We start from the raw sequence: 15,925 nt of genomic DNA on the forward strand, positions 1-15,925 counted from the left end.
ACCCAATGCATATAAACCACGCAACGTAGAAAACGCTGAAATCAAACCAGATCAGCATTTTCAGCGGGTGTGTTGTTATTATGCAACACAAATTTAAGCGCTGACACCTGTGCTTTACTCAACTTTGCAACACGGTTGAAACTCTCACAAACTGCCCCCCTGACCCCGATATAAGAGGGTTTCAGTTTCTTCAATTGTTCTATATTTTCCATTTTTAAGGAGCCTGCCAAGCCTGTTTGCAAACCATGTGCAGATTCCAGAAAATCCTGCAGCTGACATAGCGACATATGATTCAACAAATGCCTCCCGTCCTTGCGAGCAGTATCAAGCATCACTCCAAAGAAGCCAGCTTGCCTGAGCGTTTGCACAATTTCAAAATCAGGACTCATATCCGCCATTAGTACGGCCACGATCGAGACATTATGCTGCCTGACCACTGGCTTTAAGGCAGCAATACATTCCTGGTGTTGTGAGGCCGTACCAAAAAATCCAACCTTGACGATATCAACACCACAAGCAGCAACCGCTTTTACCGCTTCCAAGACAAGGTCAGGATCCATTGGCAGGTCTCCAATGGTTGCACTGGTAATACGCCTTCCATCAACCGCCAGCACCGCCCCCTCAATTACACTCAAGGGCAAGGCTCCCAGAGCACCCTCCAGCGGGTTTTTCAAGTCTATGATGTCAGCTCCCGCCTCTACCGCCTGCAAGGCTTCCTCAGCATTAGTCACACTTACCAGGAGTTTGGTCATGCCTGATTTTCCCCATTGATCTCAGCTTTATGGTTTTCCACTTTATCAATCAACCACTGCCAAGCCTGCTGCTCACGTTCGCCAGCAGTCTTTTCAATAGCGATTTGGAGATATCGAATCTCATCATCAATTTTTTCAATAGGCAACATATGTAAACGGCTGACCAGTACGGCCAACTCAATCACGGCTGCTTGAGCACGATTGAAGCCACGGAATGGCGCATGTGTCTCAATATGCCGCACCTGGAAATACAATTCGGGACGCTGCGGATTATCCCTGACATCAACCAGTTCCAACTCCTGGTGCGCCAGCGCTGACTCAAGTACATAGCCATTCACCTTGCTTGCCTTGCGTAAAGGCCATGTTCCGTGCCCGGTCAGGCTGCCGGCAAATACTCGTACATCGTCGGTAAAATTAAGCACGGCATGACCAGTAGCCAGCAGGTTCTCCAGAGTCAAAGATGGCTTGAATGGTGCAATCAACACCAAGCCATCGCGCTCCCTGACGCCAAAAGGCGCAATATGCGGTTTTCCTTCATGGCTTAGCGATGTCAATATGCTTTCATAAATCATGCGTCAGGCGCTTTCATTAACTTCCGAGGGCCGCAAGCAGGCTCGGTATCAGTTTCAGCCTTGCGTGGGCCGCAGATAGTCTCTGCCTCTTTTTCAACTCGCTTCTCACGCTTCTCCTTGAGTGAAGCATCACGGTGCGCCACCCTGCCATCCTGGTCTTTACTTGGTGTGGCACATCCCCACTCCAGCTCTTCATCCTGGCTGTAACGCTTCTTCAATTGCCATGCAATTTGCGCACGCGCCAATTCCACCCCGAGGTAGAAGGCATGAGATCCATCATTATCCACATTAAGGTGCGGATAAAGCCTGAACGGATCGATATCGCAATGTATTCCATCCCGATTGAATACATGCATACCGTCCTTGCTGATGATGATGCGGAAACTGGGATCTTTGATCTGCGCAGCAAGCTCTTCAACCTCTTCCGGAGTATAGGTGAATGGACGTTTGTCATGGAGTCCCAACAAGCCATTGCTGTAATCCCGCGGCAGGCGATTCTCCTCGCGCGCTGCATACATGATGCGGCGCGCAATATCGGCTTCCGCTACAGCATAAGTAGCATGTGTACTCACCGAGGTTGCAAGCACGGCATTGATCTTGAGTTCAGTAATAATGCCAAACAACATGGCATTCACGCCTGTCGTATCCGCATCGGTGAGTTCTGTCAGATTACCCACGCCCATCATGATGTCTATGTCTGGGTAACGCTTGCGCAGGCGCTGATAACGCACAATGGACTCGGCAAATCCGAACGGAATAGGATCCAGAATCGCATCGGCAATAAATGGCTTGCCACGTTTCAACATTCCCTCTATAGCGCGGTAAAGCGACCGAAAATTGGTTGGTGCAGTAGGAATCAGGATAGGCGTGGATTCAACCTCATCGGCAATCCATAAGGTTTTTTCCGTCAAACTCAGCAGATAATCGGCACCTGACCGGCCTGCCAATAGCAGATCATCCGTATTCAAAGAGTCCACACTGACCTTGAACCCTTCCTGCTTAAGTGCCTGAATGGAATCCTTAAGGTGAGGAAATGGCGTATTGGGAAGGCACCCAAGGTCGACAACGTCAGCCCCCTGTCGACGAAACTCTTCCGCCCGGGCAAGCACACCTTCCACAGTCAATTGTGGCGCTTCAACAATCTCGGCAAATATCTTGACATCGTACATGGACAAATCCACTTCACGGCCTCCCCTGCCAAAAAACTGGGGTAAATCCTTCAGATCATCCGGGCCTCTTTCCACAGGGATACCGTACTTTTCCACCAACATATCCAGATCTCCCTTGCATAGACCAGGGACAATAATACGATGCGCATCACCTGCATCAGGCAAGCGCCGCATAATCAGTTGGGGAGTAAGTAATGCAGCAACAGAAACACCGAGCTGGGCCACCCGGTAATTAAACTCAGTGGGCTGCATATCTTCCAAGACTTTATGCAGGCTTTTTTCTGCGAGCTTTCCCGTCAGGAATAAGATGTTTTCAGACATGCGAGCCTAGCCTGAATTGCTGCCTGCAATTGCTGCATATCACTTGCCACAGTAGTTTCCTCAAAGGTCTTGAGCTTTTCCATATTCTCGAGATCTATGCGCCGTGGATAGACCTTGACCATATTTTCACGGGGCGCTTCAGACTCTACCTCGGGCTCGGTATCACAGGCAAATACTATACTTGGCACACGACACTTTCCAGCCTGGGCATAGACATTAGTTACCAAAGTATCCGAAATACCGCTAACCATTTTGGCAACTGTATTCGAAGTTGCAGGGGCGATCACTACAGTATGGTAATTGCCGTAATAAAACATTTCCACCGGCACTGAACTGGCCGTCTTGTCCTGAAATACTTTTGCAACACGATGTTTGTAACCGTATTGCTGAAGAATTTCTGAGGCAGCACGGCTTAGGAAAAGATCGACATCATCAAGTTGATCGATGATATCCAGGCATTCGCGCAGATAATGCCCTGAACCAGTAATCGCCCACGCCAACCTTGGTTTTTCTACACTTTTCACGGCAGTCGCTTAAGCTTCAAACGGATGACGCAGAACAATGGTTTCGTCACGTTCAGGACCTGTAGAAACAATATCCACCGGCACCTCACATAATGTCTCTAAACGTTTGAGGTAAGCCCGCGCATTGGCAGGCAAATCTTCCCAGCGGTGGATGCCGAATGTACTCTCATCCCATCCTGGCAGGGTTTCATATACAGGCTTGCAACGTGCAACATCATCCGCACCTATCGGCAGCAAATCAACAGACTTGCCATCCAGTTCATAGCCGGTACAGATATTCAGCTCCTTGATGCCATCCAGTACATCCAGTTTGGTGATGCAAAGACCTGTCAGGCCATTGATACGCGCAGAGCGACGCAAGGCAGCCGCATCAAACCAGCCACAACGGCGTTTACGCTTGGTGACTGTCCCGATTTCCCGGCCTTTGTCAGACATTTGGAAACCTGGGGATTCTGTGCATTCAATATCCAGCTCGCTGGGAAATGGCCCGCCGCCAACCCGTGTGGTGTAGGCCTTGGTAATACCCAGCACATAATGTAGCATGCTGGGCCCTACTCCAGTACCAGCAGCAGCCTGTCCGGCGATACAGTTGGAAGATGTCACATATGGATAGGTGCCATGATCAACATCCAGCAATGTTCCCTGTGCTCCCTCAAACAGAAGGTTTTCACCTGCCTTGTTGGCTTCATAGAGGGCGGCGGAAATATCCGTGACCATTGGCTTCAAAAGCTCAGCCTTTGATAATGCAGAATCCAGTTGCTCCTGCAAATCAACCGCTTCCACATTCAGATATTTAGTGAGCACAAAATTGTGATAGTCCAGCACCTCTGCCAGCTTGTCAGCGAACTGCTTGGGATAGAACAAGTCGTACACGCGCAAGGCGCGCCTGGCGACCTTATCTTCATAGGTCGGGCCTATGCCTTTGCCAGTCGTACCAATTTTGCGGCCTGGCTCCCGCGCTGCTTCGCGCGCCTTGTCCAAACGTACATGATAATCAAGGATCAATGGGCAACCAGGACTGACCTTAAGCCGATTACGCACCTCAAGGCCAACTTTTTCCAGCCCGTCAATTTCATAGAGTAAGTGAGCGGCATCCAGTACCACACCGTTGCCGATATAGCATTTCACGCCTTCACGGACAATGCCTGAAGGAACAAGGTTAAGTTTATATTCGCGCTGCGCAGCACCTTGTCCGATTACCAGAGTGTGGCCGGCATTATGCCCCCCCTGAAAGCGTACAACGCCCTGGGCGTGGTCCGTCAGCCAGTCAACAATCTTACCTTTACCCTCGTCACCCCATTGGGTACCGATAACGACGACATTCTTACTCATGAATAGACCTAAATAAATTTATTGATTTGATAACTCTGGAGCGACAACAACTATCCACGCACCATCCTGCTTGACCAGTCGGCGGTCGCAACCAAGTTCCTGGCGGTGAACTTCATGTCCCGGCAATTCCTGAATAACGATTTCACCTTCAGCACGCAATCCTTCTATGGCTTGTGCCAAGCCATCATCATGATCAGCAGGTGCAAATACTGCCTTAGAGGTTTCTATGGCAGGCAATGAACTGACGACACCGCGCAAATCCAGGCTGAACCCGGTTGCAGGGCGAGCACGGCCAAATATTGCTCCCACTTCATCATAACGCCCGCCACGCGCCAACGGCCCTGCATAGCCTTGTGCATAAGCAGCAAACACTATGCCGCTGTGATAATGATAACCACGCAACTCAGCCAGATCGAAACAGACTTTAACATCAAGATCAGACAGTCCTGCATGAACAGCCTTAAGATCATTCAAGGCTTGCTGGATATTCTCTGTTGCAGGCAAACGTTTTGCTGCTTCATCCAACACGGAAACATCCCCGTTCAATTCAGTCAGGCTACACAATGCATCCAACGTTACTTTGTCCAGATCCTTGCCCAGGCTGCGCACAGCGGATTGATCCTTGCTCTGTAGTGCAGCATAAAGCTCCTGCTCCAAAGCCTCGGTGATGCCAGCATCGCTCAACAAACTCGCAAAAATACCGACATGGCTGATATCAATATAAAGTGTACTGAGGCCGACTTGCTGGAGAGCCTTGACCATCAAACGATGAATTTCGATATCACTCTCAACGCCGGGATGACCGTAAATCTCGGCGCCAACATGCAATGGCTCGCGACTGCGCGCCAACCCATCAGGGGTGGTACGCAGCACACTGCCAGCGTAACAAAGGCGGCTCACGCCCTGATTATTCAACATATGAGCATCTATACGGGCAGCTTGCGGGGTGATGTCGGCGCGTATGCCCATCAACTTGCCGGTCAACTGGTCCACTACTTTGAAAGTAACAATATCCAGATCATGCCCGATACCAGTGGTCAATGACTCCATATATTCCAGCATGGGAGGAATGACATATTGGTAGCCATGCACTTTGAACAGGTCAAGCAAACGTCGACGCAACAGCTCAACACGAGCGGCCTCCGCCGGCAGTACATCTTCGATGTATTCAGGAAGTAACCAGTTAAGCATAAAATTTTCTAAATTTAAGATGGCGTGCTGTTAATGCACAAACAGCACAATCAACAGCCCAACCAACATGGAAGCAAGCCCGACAAAGCGCAACTGTCCGTCCTTCATTTCAACCATGCGTTGAAATGTCTGCTTCCAGGCCTTGGGCGCCACCAGTGGCAGCACCCCTTCAATCACCAGCACAAGACCGAAAGCAAGCAACAATGTCGAGTTCAAGATAGCGTTATCTCTAATTACTTACTGGGTGTAGCACGGCCAGAATTCCGCATGTACTTGAAGAAATCAGAGCCCGGTTCTAAGACCAAAACATCACTCTTGCTCTTGAAGCTATTACGGTAGGCATCCAAGCTACGATAAAAGGCATAGAACTCGGGATTCTTGCCATAAGCCTTGGAGTATATCTCTGCCGCTTTTGCATCGCCCTCGCCCTTTAACTGCTGAGCTTCACTATAGGCTTTTGCAATGATGACCTCACGTTGCCTGTCAGCATCAGCACGAATCTTTTCTGCTTCACTGGCGCCTTTTGAACGCAACTCATTGGCGACGCGCTTGCGTTCAGCCTCCATACGCTGGTAGACAGATTCACTGACTTCCTGAGGCAAATCCACACGGCGCAAACGCACATCCAGCACCTGAATGCCCATTTGACGCGAATCCCGGTCAGCACGCTGGCGCAATATCTCCATAATATTGCTTCGTTCACCAGAGACCACCTCATGAATGGTGCGCTTACCAAACTCGGCGCGCAAGCCGTCGTTCACTGTCTGGGAAAGGCGGCGTTCAGCCTGCAGCTCATCACCTTTGACGGAAACATAATACTTGGCTGGATCAATAATGCGCCACTTGACGAAAGAGTCCACCAACACATTCTTTTTCTCACTGGTCAGGAAACGATCAGGCTCCACCCAGTTTAAAGTAAGGGTGCGACGATCAAAGTAACGCACATTGTCAACCAAGGGCACTTTGAAATAAAGACCAGGGTCCTTCTTGACCGCCACGATCTCGCCTAAGCGGAACACAAGGGCAAACTCACGCTGATCCACGCTGAATGCAGACAGGCTCAGCAATAACAGGGCTGCGATCAAGCCTAATAGTACTGTTCCAACATTTTTCATTATCTACTCTCCCGATCACGGCTACGGAAAGCATCACGTGAGCGCTGGCTATTAGGATCAATATCAGGCAACGTGCTTGGAACCACTGATTGCACTGCACCCGGTGCGGCAGATGTATTATTGCCGGACGCTGAAAGCAACTTATCCAAAGGCAAATACAGCAGGCTGTTACCGCCCTTTTGATCAACGATCACCTTGCTTACGCTGGAGAGAATTTGCTCATGGGCATCCAGATACAGGCGCTGACGAGTCACTTCAGGTGCACGCTGATATTGTGTCAATATCTGGTCAAAACGGCTTGCATTACCCTGAGCCTCATTTTCAACACGCACCTGATAACCAGCAGCCTCTTCCCTTAACCGAGATGCGGTACCCTCTGCTCTCGGAATAACATCATTGGCATAAGCCTGGCCTTCATTTTTCTGACGCTCACGATCCTGCCCCGCCTTGACCGCATCATCAAATGCCGCCTGCACCTGCTCTGGTGGCTGCGCATTCTGCATCGTAACATTCACGATGTTAATACCGGTGGAATATCGATCCAGCACCTCTTGCATTAATTGCTTGGCGCCAACTGCGACTTCCTCCCGCCCCTCATAAAGCACAAAGTCCATCTTGCTTTTACCCACAATCTCACGAATGGCAGTTTCAGCAATGCCACGCACCGACTCTTCCGCAAACCGGTTATTGAACAGGGTATCTTCAACGCTCTTGAGGTTGTATTGCACGGCAAACTGAAGATCAATAATGTTTTCATCATCCGTCAGCATAAGGGATTCACGCAGCTCACGACCTCGACCAGAACCACCTTCGGCAGAGCGGTAGCCGACTTCCAGCGTCCGTACCTGTTCCATATTCACCACGGTCACACTCTCAACCGGATAGGGAAGGTGCCAACGCGGGCCAGGCATCGTAGTTTCAACATGCTTGCCAAAGCGCAACACAACGCCACGAGAACCTTGATCTACGATATAAAACCCCGTTGCGAACCAGATAACTGCCACTAGGCCAACTACAGGAAGAATAGGAATAGTCCGTGACTCTGGCTCAGGCGAACCATTGCTGGAACCCTTGCCAAACAGGCCATTCAGCTTGCGGCTGAACTGGCGAAACACTTCGTCCAAATCGGGCGGACCATCGTTATTACGATTGCCCCAACCGGGATCGTTAGCCATGCATTACTCCGAAAAATCAAAAAATTATGCGTTTATAGTGGATTGAGCCAGTTTCTCATTCAGGCCTTGCTGATGTTCCAACAACACTTGACGTAACAGGTCCAGTCCCTCGCCTGTTTTGGCAGAAATACGCACTTTGGAGATTCTACCATATTCGTCACGCTCAAGCCCGGCCGGGATTCCCATCCGATCAATCTGATTAAGAACCAGCACCTGAGGTACCTTGTCTGCGCCAATTTCCCTCAACACCAGATTCACTTGCTCAACCTGGTCATCCCGGTTCTCACTGGCAACATCAACAACATGCAAAAGCAAATCTGCCTGAGCAGCCTCTTCGAGAGTGGCTCCGAAAGCTTCGACCAACGCATGTGGAAGATGCTTGATAAATCCCACTGTATCCGAGACAACCACCGGACCACCTTCAGGAATATAAACCTTGCGAGAAGTAGTATCCAATGTCGCAAATAACTGATCAGCAGCATAGACTCCAGATTGGGTCAGCCTGTTGAACAAGGTTGACTTGCCAGCGTTGGTATACCCTACTAAAGACACCGACAAGACCTGGGAACGACGTCGTGACCGGCGTTGCATGCCACGCTGCTGCCTGAGCTTATCCAGCTTTTCACGCAATTGCTTAACCCGGATACGCAACATACGCCTATCCAGTTCCAATTGCGTTTCGCCAGGACCGCCTCGCACGCCGATACCACCCTTTTGGCGCTCCAAGTGAGTCCATCCGCGCACCAAGCGCGTAGACAAATGTTCCAGCTGGGCAAGCTCAACCTGCAACTTGCCCTCATGGCTTTGAGCACGCTGGGCAAATATATCCAGGATCAGGCCTGTGCGATCCACCACCCTGGCCTCAAGCAAACCCTCAAGATTACGTTGCTGGGATGGGCTCAGGTCATGATTGAAAATGGCTACCTGGGACTCGCTGGATTTCATCGTAGCCGACAGCTCCTCCGCTTTACCACTCCCAATAAAATACTTGGGATCAGGTTTGGGACGACGACTTTCAATTGTTGACTTGATCTCCATCCCGGCACTGATGACCAACTGACGAAGCTCCTGCAAGCTATCCTCGTACCCAGGATCGCCAAAATCCACACTCACCAGTACGGAAGCATATCCACCGCCTGGCCGATCAAACATATAGATAGAAACTTATCAAAGATTAATCTTCAGCAGAGGAGGACGGCCCATGGGGAATGGAAACTGCACGACCTGGAACGATGGTAGATATTGCGTGCTTATACACCATCTGGGTCACGGTATTTTTCAATAAGATGACATATTGATCGAAAGAATCAACCTGACCTTGCAACTTGATACCATTCACTAGGTAAATTGATACGGGCACGTGCTCTTTACGCAACGTGTTCAGAAACGGGTCTTGTAACATCTGCCCTTTAACGCTCATTTTCGTGCTCCTTTAACTTGTAATTCTAAATATATAGGGAGTTTTATTCTTAACCAACTTCACATGAAAAACTATTCCCAAGCCAAAACCTGGAGCTTCCTTAGCACCCAGAATCCGATGCTACATCAATGGGGATTGCTCGCAAGAAAAACAAGTGACGACAGCACAATAATCCTGCCATCAATTGGCATCCAAGTCCATAATTAGGACTATCCGCAGCTCAATTCGTTCTATCTGAATGCATTTTTGCAGAAATTAACTATGCAACAAAACGCCTCATCCGCTCTAGCACGACACTTTTACCAAGCAATGCCATTACAGCATCTATACTGGGTGACTGCGCTCCGCCTGTCAGCATGACGCGCAAAGGCATTGCCACCTTTGGGAATTTCAATTCATTACTGGTCACAGCACGTTCAATTGCAGCATGCAGGTTTTCCACAGTCCATTCAATAGTCTCTAACTGGCTGAACAACCCCCGCAAGGCAGGGACAATCTCTGGAGTGACGTGCTTTTCTAATGCAGACTGGTCAATTTCGGGGTGCTGGTAAAAATAGGCGATACTGTCAGCAAGCTGATTTAGCGTATTGGCACGATCACGATAAAGTGCAACCACTGCCTTTGCATCAACCTGATCCGCCACGACGACTCCTTTGGCAGAGAGACGTTTGGCCATATCCGTGGCCAAGAAAGCCAGATCGGCCTGTTTGATATAATGGGCATTGAGCCAGTTCAACTTTTCTGTATTGAACTGGGCCGCTGACGGCGTAATGTGGTCAAGGTCGAACCACTCACAGAATTGGGTTGTGCTGAATATTTCGTCATCGCCATGCGCCCATCCGAGCCGCGCCAAATAATTCAGCACCGCTTCTGGCAGATAACCGTCTTCATCATATTGCATGACACTCACCGCACCATGCCGCTTTGAAAGCTTCTGGCCATCATCGCCCAGGATCATTGAAAGATGGGCATACTGGGGAATGGTGGCACCCAATGCCTGCAGAAGATTAATCTGGCGTGGTGTATTGTTCACATGGTCATCGCCGCGAATCACGTGGGTAATTTCCATTTCCCAGTCATCTACCACCACGCAGAAATTATAAGTTGGTGTTCCATCTGCACGCGCAATGATCAAGTCATCCAATTCCTCATTGGCAATACTGATCTGCCCTTTGACCAAGTCATTCCATACCACATTGCCAGACAATGGATTTTTGAACCTGATGACAGGGGTAACCCCAACCGGCACGGCAGGTAATTGCTTATCCGCCTCAGGTCGCCAACGGCCATCATAACGAGGCTTCTTACCTTCTCGCATTTGCTGCTCGCGCAAAACGTCAAGCTCATCCTTGGTCGAGTAACAGTAATAAGCCTGGCCCTTATCCAGCAAATTGTTGATGACTGCCGTGTATTTATCCATACGCTGCATCTGATAGAACGGGCCTTCATCCCAATCCAAGCCAAGCCAGTTCATGCCATCCAATATGGCCTGCACAGCTTCCGGTGTTGAGCGCGCTACGTCTGTATCCTCAATACGCAGCACAAACTGGCCTGCATGCTTGCGGGCATAGGCCCAGGAAAACAAGGCTGTACGTGCACCGCCAATATGAAGAAAACCGGTAGGACTGGGGGCAAAACGGGTGCGAACTGTCATGTCTGATAGCAGAAGATATAAACGCCGTATTCTAACATGCATGAACCTTGCCATGGCTCATGACTATTGGCTTTGCCAAGGGATATGCAAAAAGAAAGCCGGTATAGACCGGCCTTCTGCAGTGAACACATCAACACCTTATGGCTTTATCTCATTAGAAGCGTTGTTATATACCTCAGCAGTTTTCCAGCCGCCACCCAACGCCTTGAACAAATCAACAGTGGCTGTCAGCCTTGCCTGCCGACTCTGAATAAAAGCCAACGCAGCATCATTGTATACACGCTGCGAATCCAGCACATCCAGATAAGCGGAATAGCCAGACTTGTAACGGTTCTCAGATACATCGAGGGCTTTCTTCGCCGCCTCCTGACTGAAATTCAGTGCATCTTCGCGTTCACGGCTTTGTCGCACTGTCACCAACGCATCCTTCACCTCCTTGAAAGCAGTCTGGACAGAGCTTTGATAAGTAGCCAACACCTGCTTCTGCTGTGCCGTTGCCTGATCAACCCGGGCGGACAAGCGGCCTGCGTTGAATATGGGCAGATTCAAGCCAAGCCCCAACGCCCAGATGCGTGAAGGAGACTCAAAAATACGGTTCAGGTCCGCACTCTCGCCGCCATAGTTAGCCGTCAAGCTGATAGATGGGAACAATGCTGCCTTGGCAACCCCAATCTGTGCATTTTGCGATATCAGGTCCTGCTCTGCCTGGCGTATATCAGGACGTGCCTCCAGCAAAGCTGAGGGCAATCCTTCAGGCGGTACCGGCGGCAAAGGCAGTTGATGGATATTGCCTTCAGGCACCTTGAGTTCCAAGTCGCCAGTCAAGACAGCAAGTTGATGCTGCACGATTTCGCGCTGGCGCACCAAGTCAGCAATCTGGGCCACCAGGTTGGAGTTGGCCACTTCAGCCTGATGTACATCCAAGATAGAGGTGATGCCGCCTTCAAGACGCCGTTTGGTCAATGCCAGGCTCTCCTCCCGACTCTTGAGGCTATCGCGTGAAACGGCCACCTGGGCTTCCAGACTCCGCAACAGCAGGTAATTACTGGCAACCAGTCCCGACAGCGATAAGCTGACAGTATCCTTGGCAAAGTAAGTTCCTAATGCCTGGGCTCGCGCGGCTTCACGGGCGCGGCGTAACCTGCCCCAGAAATCAAGCTCAAAGCTGGTGCCCAACTGTATATTATAGTTTTCGCGAATCGCAGGCACATAGGATGGCAACGGGAATGCGCCGGTTTCAGTAACTTTTTGGCGAACACCATTGCCAGTCAAGTCAACCTGTGGGAACAATGCTGCGCCAGCCTCGCGCATGGCAGCGTCTGCTTCCTCTATACGTGCAACAGCCCTGGCAATATCCAGGTTTCCGGCAAATGCCTTTTGCATGAGGTCATTCAGCACCGGATCCTGAAATTTTTCCCACCAGCGATCAGTATTCAGAGCCGCCTCGGAAGCATCCTTTGAAGCACTGGTGTCGCCAAATGATGTCGGTAAATGGGCATCGGGACGATGGTAATCAGGTCCCACCATACAACCTGTCAGTGCAAGTGCTACTGCAACATGAATTAAATTGAGACGATTCATCATGCTGATTCCTTCTTTTCGTCGTGATGCGACCGATTGCTCGTATTACCTGACAACCAGGTAAAGAACATCGGGATGAAAATAGTCGCAACAAATGTAGCCAGCAACATGCCGCCAAATACACCCGTACCCATAGAGCGACGCGCTGCAGCTCCTGCACCGGTTGCAATCACCAGAGGAACGATACCCAGCACAAACGCCATAGAGGTCATGACGATAGGACGGAAGCGCAAGCGTGCAGCTTCAATTGCGGCTTGCTTGATCGGCAACCCTTCCTCCAGCTTCTGGCTGGCAAATTCCACAATCAGAATCGCATTCTTGGCCGCAAGTCCCACCAAGGTCACCAGGCCGATCTGGAAGTAGATGTCATTCGGCATGCCACGGAACAGGACAGCAAGCAAAGCCCCCACCAGCGCAAAAGGCACTGCCATGATGACAGCCAGCGGCAAAGTCCAAGTTTCAAATTGCGCTGCCAGAATCAGGAATACCATGATGATGGCAAAACTGAAGGCAAAGATCGCAGCCGAGCCTGTGAGCTTTTCCTGATAGGCTTGGCCTGTCCATGCCAATTGGTACCCTTCCGGCAAAGTCTCTTTGGCAATCTTCTCAATGAGCTTGATTGAATCACCAGAGCTCACACCATAGGCACCACCACCCAGCACTTTGGCAGACAGCAGACCCTGATAACGCTCCAGCTGTTCAGCACCGATAATATTGCTCACCTTGCTCAAGGCTGACATGGGCACCATGCCACCTGAAGCGGAGCGGACATATACACGGCCCAAGTCTTCTGGCTTCATGCGATACGCTGGCTCAGCCTGCAACTGTACTCGATATGTACGACCAGTACGGTTGAAATCGTTGACATACAACGTTCCCATCGTACTCTGCAGCGTGGCATAGATATCAGAGATCGGCACTCCCAGCGACAAGGCCTTGGCTTCATCGACTTCAATCAATAACTGCGGTACTGTCGGACGGAAGAATGTATTGATCCCGGCCAACCGTGATTCCTTGCGCAACGCGTCCATGAAGTTGTTGACAACCTCGGACAAATGCAAGGGGTCAGTGTCGGTGCGGCTCTGGATATACATTTCCATACTGCCTGAACTGCCTAGGCCGCGAATGGAAGGCGGATTAAACGCAATCGCCATCCCGTCCGGCTGCATCATGCCTATGCCGAACAATCGCTTGACAATATCGTCCGCCGTTGCTGTACGCGCATCCCAATCCTTCATGCGCACAAACATGGTAGCCGCACTCGCCTTGTTACCACCACCGATCAAATCAAAGCCATTGATCACGAACTGGGTCGCAACTGCAGGATCTTCAGCAATTGCCTTTCGCACGTTTTCCATGGTTTTGCTTGTACGGCTCAAAGTAGAACCATCAGGCATGATCACCGCAGTCACAACATAGCCTTGATCTTCTGGCGGAACAAAACTGCCGGGCACGGTCCTGAAGAGGTAAACCCCTGCCACAATAATCACCACAAACACTACAGCCCCAATAATGCGGTGACGCAGGGTGAGGCCGACAGTGGAAGTGTAGAAATTGGTGAATTTTTCAAAACCGCGGTTAAACGGGCGGAAGAAGCGAGATTCGCCGTGTACATGCTTGAGCAGGATGGCACAAAGCGCAGGAGTCAGAGTTAATGCCACAATCCCTGAAATCACAACAGCCACAGCCACTGTCACGGCAAACTGGCGATACAGCTCACCGGCAATACCACCCATAAAGGCTACTGGAATAAATACCGCACACAACACCAGCACAATTGCTACCACAGCACTGGACACCTGCTCCATGGACTTGATTGCAGCATTGAGCGGCGAAAGTTTTTCCTGGCTCATCAAGCGCTCGACATTTTCCAACACCACAATCGCATCATCGACCACAATACCGATTGCAAGCACCATCGCAAACAGTGTCAAGGTATTAATGGAGAAGCCGAACATCCATAAACCGGCAAAAGTACCGATCAGCGAAATAGGCACTGCAATAATAGGAATCAAAGTAGCGCGCCAGCTTTGCAAAAACAGGAACACAACAAGCACGACTAGGATCATCGCCTCACCCAGGGTATGGACTACCTCTTGAATTGAAGCCTTAACGAAATCGCTGGTGTCATAAGGCAGGCGATAATCCATGTCTTCGGGGAAACGTTGCTTGAGCTCATCCATCTTGGCCTTGATGGCATTGGCAGTATCCAGTGCATTGGCACCGGTTTGCAGGAACACAGGAATACCTACACCAGGCTGACCATCCAGCGTTGTACGGATATTGTAATTCTGCGCGCCCAATTCAATACGGGCTACATCTTTCAGATACAACACACCGCGCGGGCCATTCGCCTTGACAATAATGTTGGCAAATTGCTCCGGCTCTATCAGACGCCCCTTGGCGGTAACCGTATAGACAATCTGTTGATCATCCGGGGCAGGATCCTGACCAATTTTACCAGCAGCATATTGGGCATTCTGCGCCTGGATTGCAGCTGCAATATCACTGGTTGTCACCCCAAGCTGGGCCATACGGTCAGGACGCAACCAGATGCGCATGGAATAATCCTGGGTACCAAACACGGTCACGTCACCCACGCCCTTTACCCGCTTAAGCTCGTCAATCACGTTGAGCGTGGCGTAGTTACTCAGGAATAGCGGATCATAGGTTTTATTGGGAGAAACCAGCATCAATGCCATCAGGATGTCATTGGAACGTTTCTGCACGACCAAACCGGTACGGCGCACATCATCCGGCAAACGGGGCAAGGCAATATTGACGCGATTACTGACATTGAAAGTAGCCTGGTCAACATTCGTGCCCGTTTCAAATGTTGCAGTAATCGTCAGAGTGCCACTGGAGTCAGCACTTGATTGATAGTACAACAAGCCTTCAACCCCGCTGAGCTGCTCTTCGATAGGGGCAGCAACAGTCTTTGCCAGTGTTTCTGCACTAGCGCCTGGATAGGTTGCCGTCACCATCACAGTAGGCGGCGCGATTTGGGGATATTGTGCAATCGGAAGCTGGAAAGCAGCAGCAAGCCCTGCCAGCACTATAATGATCGATATTACCGAAGCAAATATCGGTCGCGTAATAAAAAATCTTGTCATATTTGC

General features: G+C 50.3%; 14 protein-coding genes. All 14 read right to left on the minus strand.

What is annotated here, in order from left to right:
- Nucleotides 1-41 precede the first annotated feature (41 nt).
- The gene (locus tag LG200_RS06365) at nucleotides 42-752 is read right to left on the minus strand and encodes a (5-formylfuran-3-yl)methyl phosphate synthase (RefSeq protein ID WP_226756735.1); all 711 of its coding nucleotides are present in this window, start codon (nucleotides 750-752) and stop codon (nucleotides 42-44) included.
- Nucleotides 749-1,324: a DUF447 domain-containing protein gene (locus LG200_RS06370; RefSeq protein ID WP_226756736.1), complete on the minus strand. Its 576-nt coding sequence runs from the start codon at nucleotides 1,322-1,324 to the stop codon at nucleotides 749-751. The genes LG200_RS06365 and LG200_RS06370 overlap by 4 nt, the downstream gene beginning before the upstream one ends.
- Complete coding sequence (locus LG200_RS06375) at nucleotides 1,321-2,814, minus strand: DUF6513 domain-containing protein (protein WP_226756737.1); 1,494 nt, start codon at nucleotides 2,812-2,814, stop codon at nucleotides 1,321-1,323. Before LG200_RS06375 ends, LG200_RS06370 begins: the two co-directional genes overlap by 4 nt.
- Nucleotides 2,790-3,338, minus strand: a complete 549-nt coding sequence (locus tag LG200_RS06380; protein WP_226756738.1) for a flavoprotein — start codon at nucleotides 3,336-3,338, stop codon at nucleotides 2,790-2,792. The genes LG200_RS06375 and LG200_RS06380 overlap by 25 nt, the downstream gene beginning before the upstream one ends.
- A 9-nt stretch (nucleotides 3,339-3,347) precedes the next feature.
- Nucleotides 3,348-4,670, minus strand: a complete 1,323-nt coding sequence (locus LG200_RS06385; RefSeq protein ID WP_226756739.1) for an adenylosuccinate synthase — start codon at nucleotides 4,668-4,670, stop codon at nucleotides 3,348-3,350.
- Nucleotides 4,671-4,688: 18 nt separating this feature from the next.
- Nucleotides 4,689-5,861 (minus strand): ATP phosphoribosyltransferase regulatory subunit, encoded by a 1,173-nt coding sequence (locus LG200_RS06390; protein ID WP_226756740.1) that lies wholly within the window; start codon nucleotides 5,859-5,861, stop codon nucleotides 4,689-4,691.
- A gap of 30 nt (nucleotides 5,862-5,891) precedes the next feature.
- Nucleotides 5,892-6,077: a DUF2065 domain-containing protein gene (locus tag LG200_RS06395; RefSeq protein WP_226756741.1), complete on the minus strand. Its 186-nt coding sequence runs from the start codon at nucleotides 6,075-6,077 to the stop codon at nucleotides 5,892-5,894.
- Nucleotides 6,078-6,094: 17 nt separating this feature from the next.
- Nucleotides 6,095-6,976 (minus strand): protease modulator HflC, encoded by an 882-nt coding sequence (hflC, locus tag LG200_RS06400; protein ID WP_226756742.1) that lies wholly within the window; start codon nucleotides 6,974-6,976, stop codon nucleotides 6,095-6,097.
- Complete coding sequence (hflK, locus tag LG200_RS06405; protein ID WP_226756743.1) at nucleotides 6,976-8,151, minus strand: FtsH protease activity modulator HflK; 1,176 nt, start codon at nucleotides 8,149-8,151, stop codon at nucleotides 6,976-6,978. The genes hflC and hflK overlap by 1 nt, the downstream gene beginning before the upstream one ends.
- A gap of 24 nt (nucleotides 8,152-8,175) precedes the next feature.
- Complete coding sequence (gene hflX, locus LG200_RS06410) at nucleotides 8,176-9,303, minus strand: GTPase HflX (RefSeq protein WP_226756744.1); 1,128 nt, start codon at nucleotides 9,301-9,303, stop codon at nucleotides 8,176-8,178.
- Between the two features lie 22 nt (nucleotides 9,304-9,325).
- Entirely contained in the window at nucleotides 9,326-9,571 is a 246-nt protein-coding gene (gene hfq / locus LG200_RS06415) for an RNA chaperone Hfq (RefSeq protein ID WP_226756745.1), read from the minus strand.
- 259 nt (nucleotides 9,572-9,830) lie between these two features.
- The gene (gene gltX / locus LG200_RS06420) at nucleotides 9,831-11,225 is read right to left on the minus strand and encodes a glutamate--tRNA ligase (protein ID WP_226756746.1); all 1,395 of its coding nucleotides are present in this window, start codon (nucleotides 11,223-11,225) and stop codon (nucleotides 9,831-9,833) included.
- Nucleotides 11,226-11,363: 138 nt separating this feature from the next.
- Nucleotides 11,364-12,809, minus strand: a complete 1,446-nt coding sequence (locus LG200_RS06425) for an efflux transporter outer membrane subunit (protein WP_226756747.1) — start codon at nucleotides 12,807-12,809, stop codon at nucleotides 11,364-11,366.
- Nucleotides 12,806-15,919: an efflux RND transporter permease subunit gene (locus LG200_RS06430; protein WP_226756748.1), complete on the minus strand. Its 3,114-nt coding sequence runs from the start codon at nucleotides 15,917-15,919 to the stop codon at nucleotides 12,806-12,808. The genes LG200_RS06425 and LG200_RS06430 overlap by 4 nt, the downstream gene beginning before the upstream one ends.
- Between the last annotated feature and the right edge of the window lie 6 nt (nucleotides 15,920-15,925).

It is taken from the genome of Methylobacillus caricis (genome assembly GCF_020532705.1).
Lineage (GTDB): Bacteria > Pseudomonadota > Gammaproteobacteria > Burkholderiales > Methylophilaceae > Methylobacillus > Methylobacillus caricis.

Excerpts from the sequence above, each read along its gene's own strand:
- LG200_RS06365 (WP_226756735.1), bottom strand. The coding sequence starts at position 752 with ATGACCAAACTCCTGGTAAGTGTGACTAATGCTGAGGAAGCCTTGCAG.
- LG200_RS06370 (WP_226756736.1), bottom strand. The coding sequence starts at position 1,324 with ATGATTTATGAAAGCATATTGACATCGCTAAGCCATGAAGGAAAACCG.
- LG200_RS06375 (WP_226756737.1), bottom strand. The coding sequence starts at position 2,814 with ATGTCTGAAAACATCTTATTCCTGACGGGAAAGCTCGCAGAAAAAAGC.
- LG200_RS06385 (WP_226756739.1), bottom strand. The coding sequence starts at position 4,670 with ATGAGTAAGAATGTCGTCGTTATCGGTACCCAATGGGGTGACGAGGGT.
- LG200_RS06390 (WP_226756740.1), bottom strand. The coding sequence starts at position 5,861 with ATGCTTAACTGGTTACTTCCTGAATACATCGAAGATGTACTGCCGGCG.
- hflC (WP_226756742.1), bottom strand. The coding sequence starts at position 6,976 with ATGAAAAATGTTGGAACAGTACTATTAGGCTTGATCGCAGCCCTGTTA.
- hflK (WP_226756743.1), bottom strand. The coding sequence starts at position 8,151 with ATGGCTAACGATCCCGGTTGGGGCAATCGTAATAACGATGGTCCGCCC.
- hflX (WP_226756744.1), bottom strand. The coding sequence starts at position 9,303 with ATGTTTGATCGGCCAGGCGGTGGATATGCTTCCGTACTGGTGAGTGTG.
- hfq (WP_226756745.1), bottom strand. The coding sequence starts at position 9,571 with ATGAGCGTTAAAGGGCAGATGTTACAAGACCCGTTTCTGAACACGTTG.
- gltX (WP_226756746.1), bottom strand. The coding sequence starts at position 11,225 with ATGACAGTTCGCACCCGTTTTGCCCCCAGTCCTACCGGTTTTCTTCAT.
- LG200_RS06425 (WP_226756747.1), bottom strand. The coding sequence starts at position 12,809 with ATGATGAATCGTCTCAATTTAATTCATGTTGCAGTAGCACTTGCACTG.
- LG200_RS06430 (WP_226756748.1), bottom strand. The coding sequence starts at position 15,919 with ATGACAAGATTTTTTATTACGCGACCGATATTTGCTTCGGTAATATCG.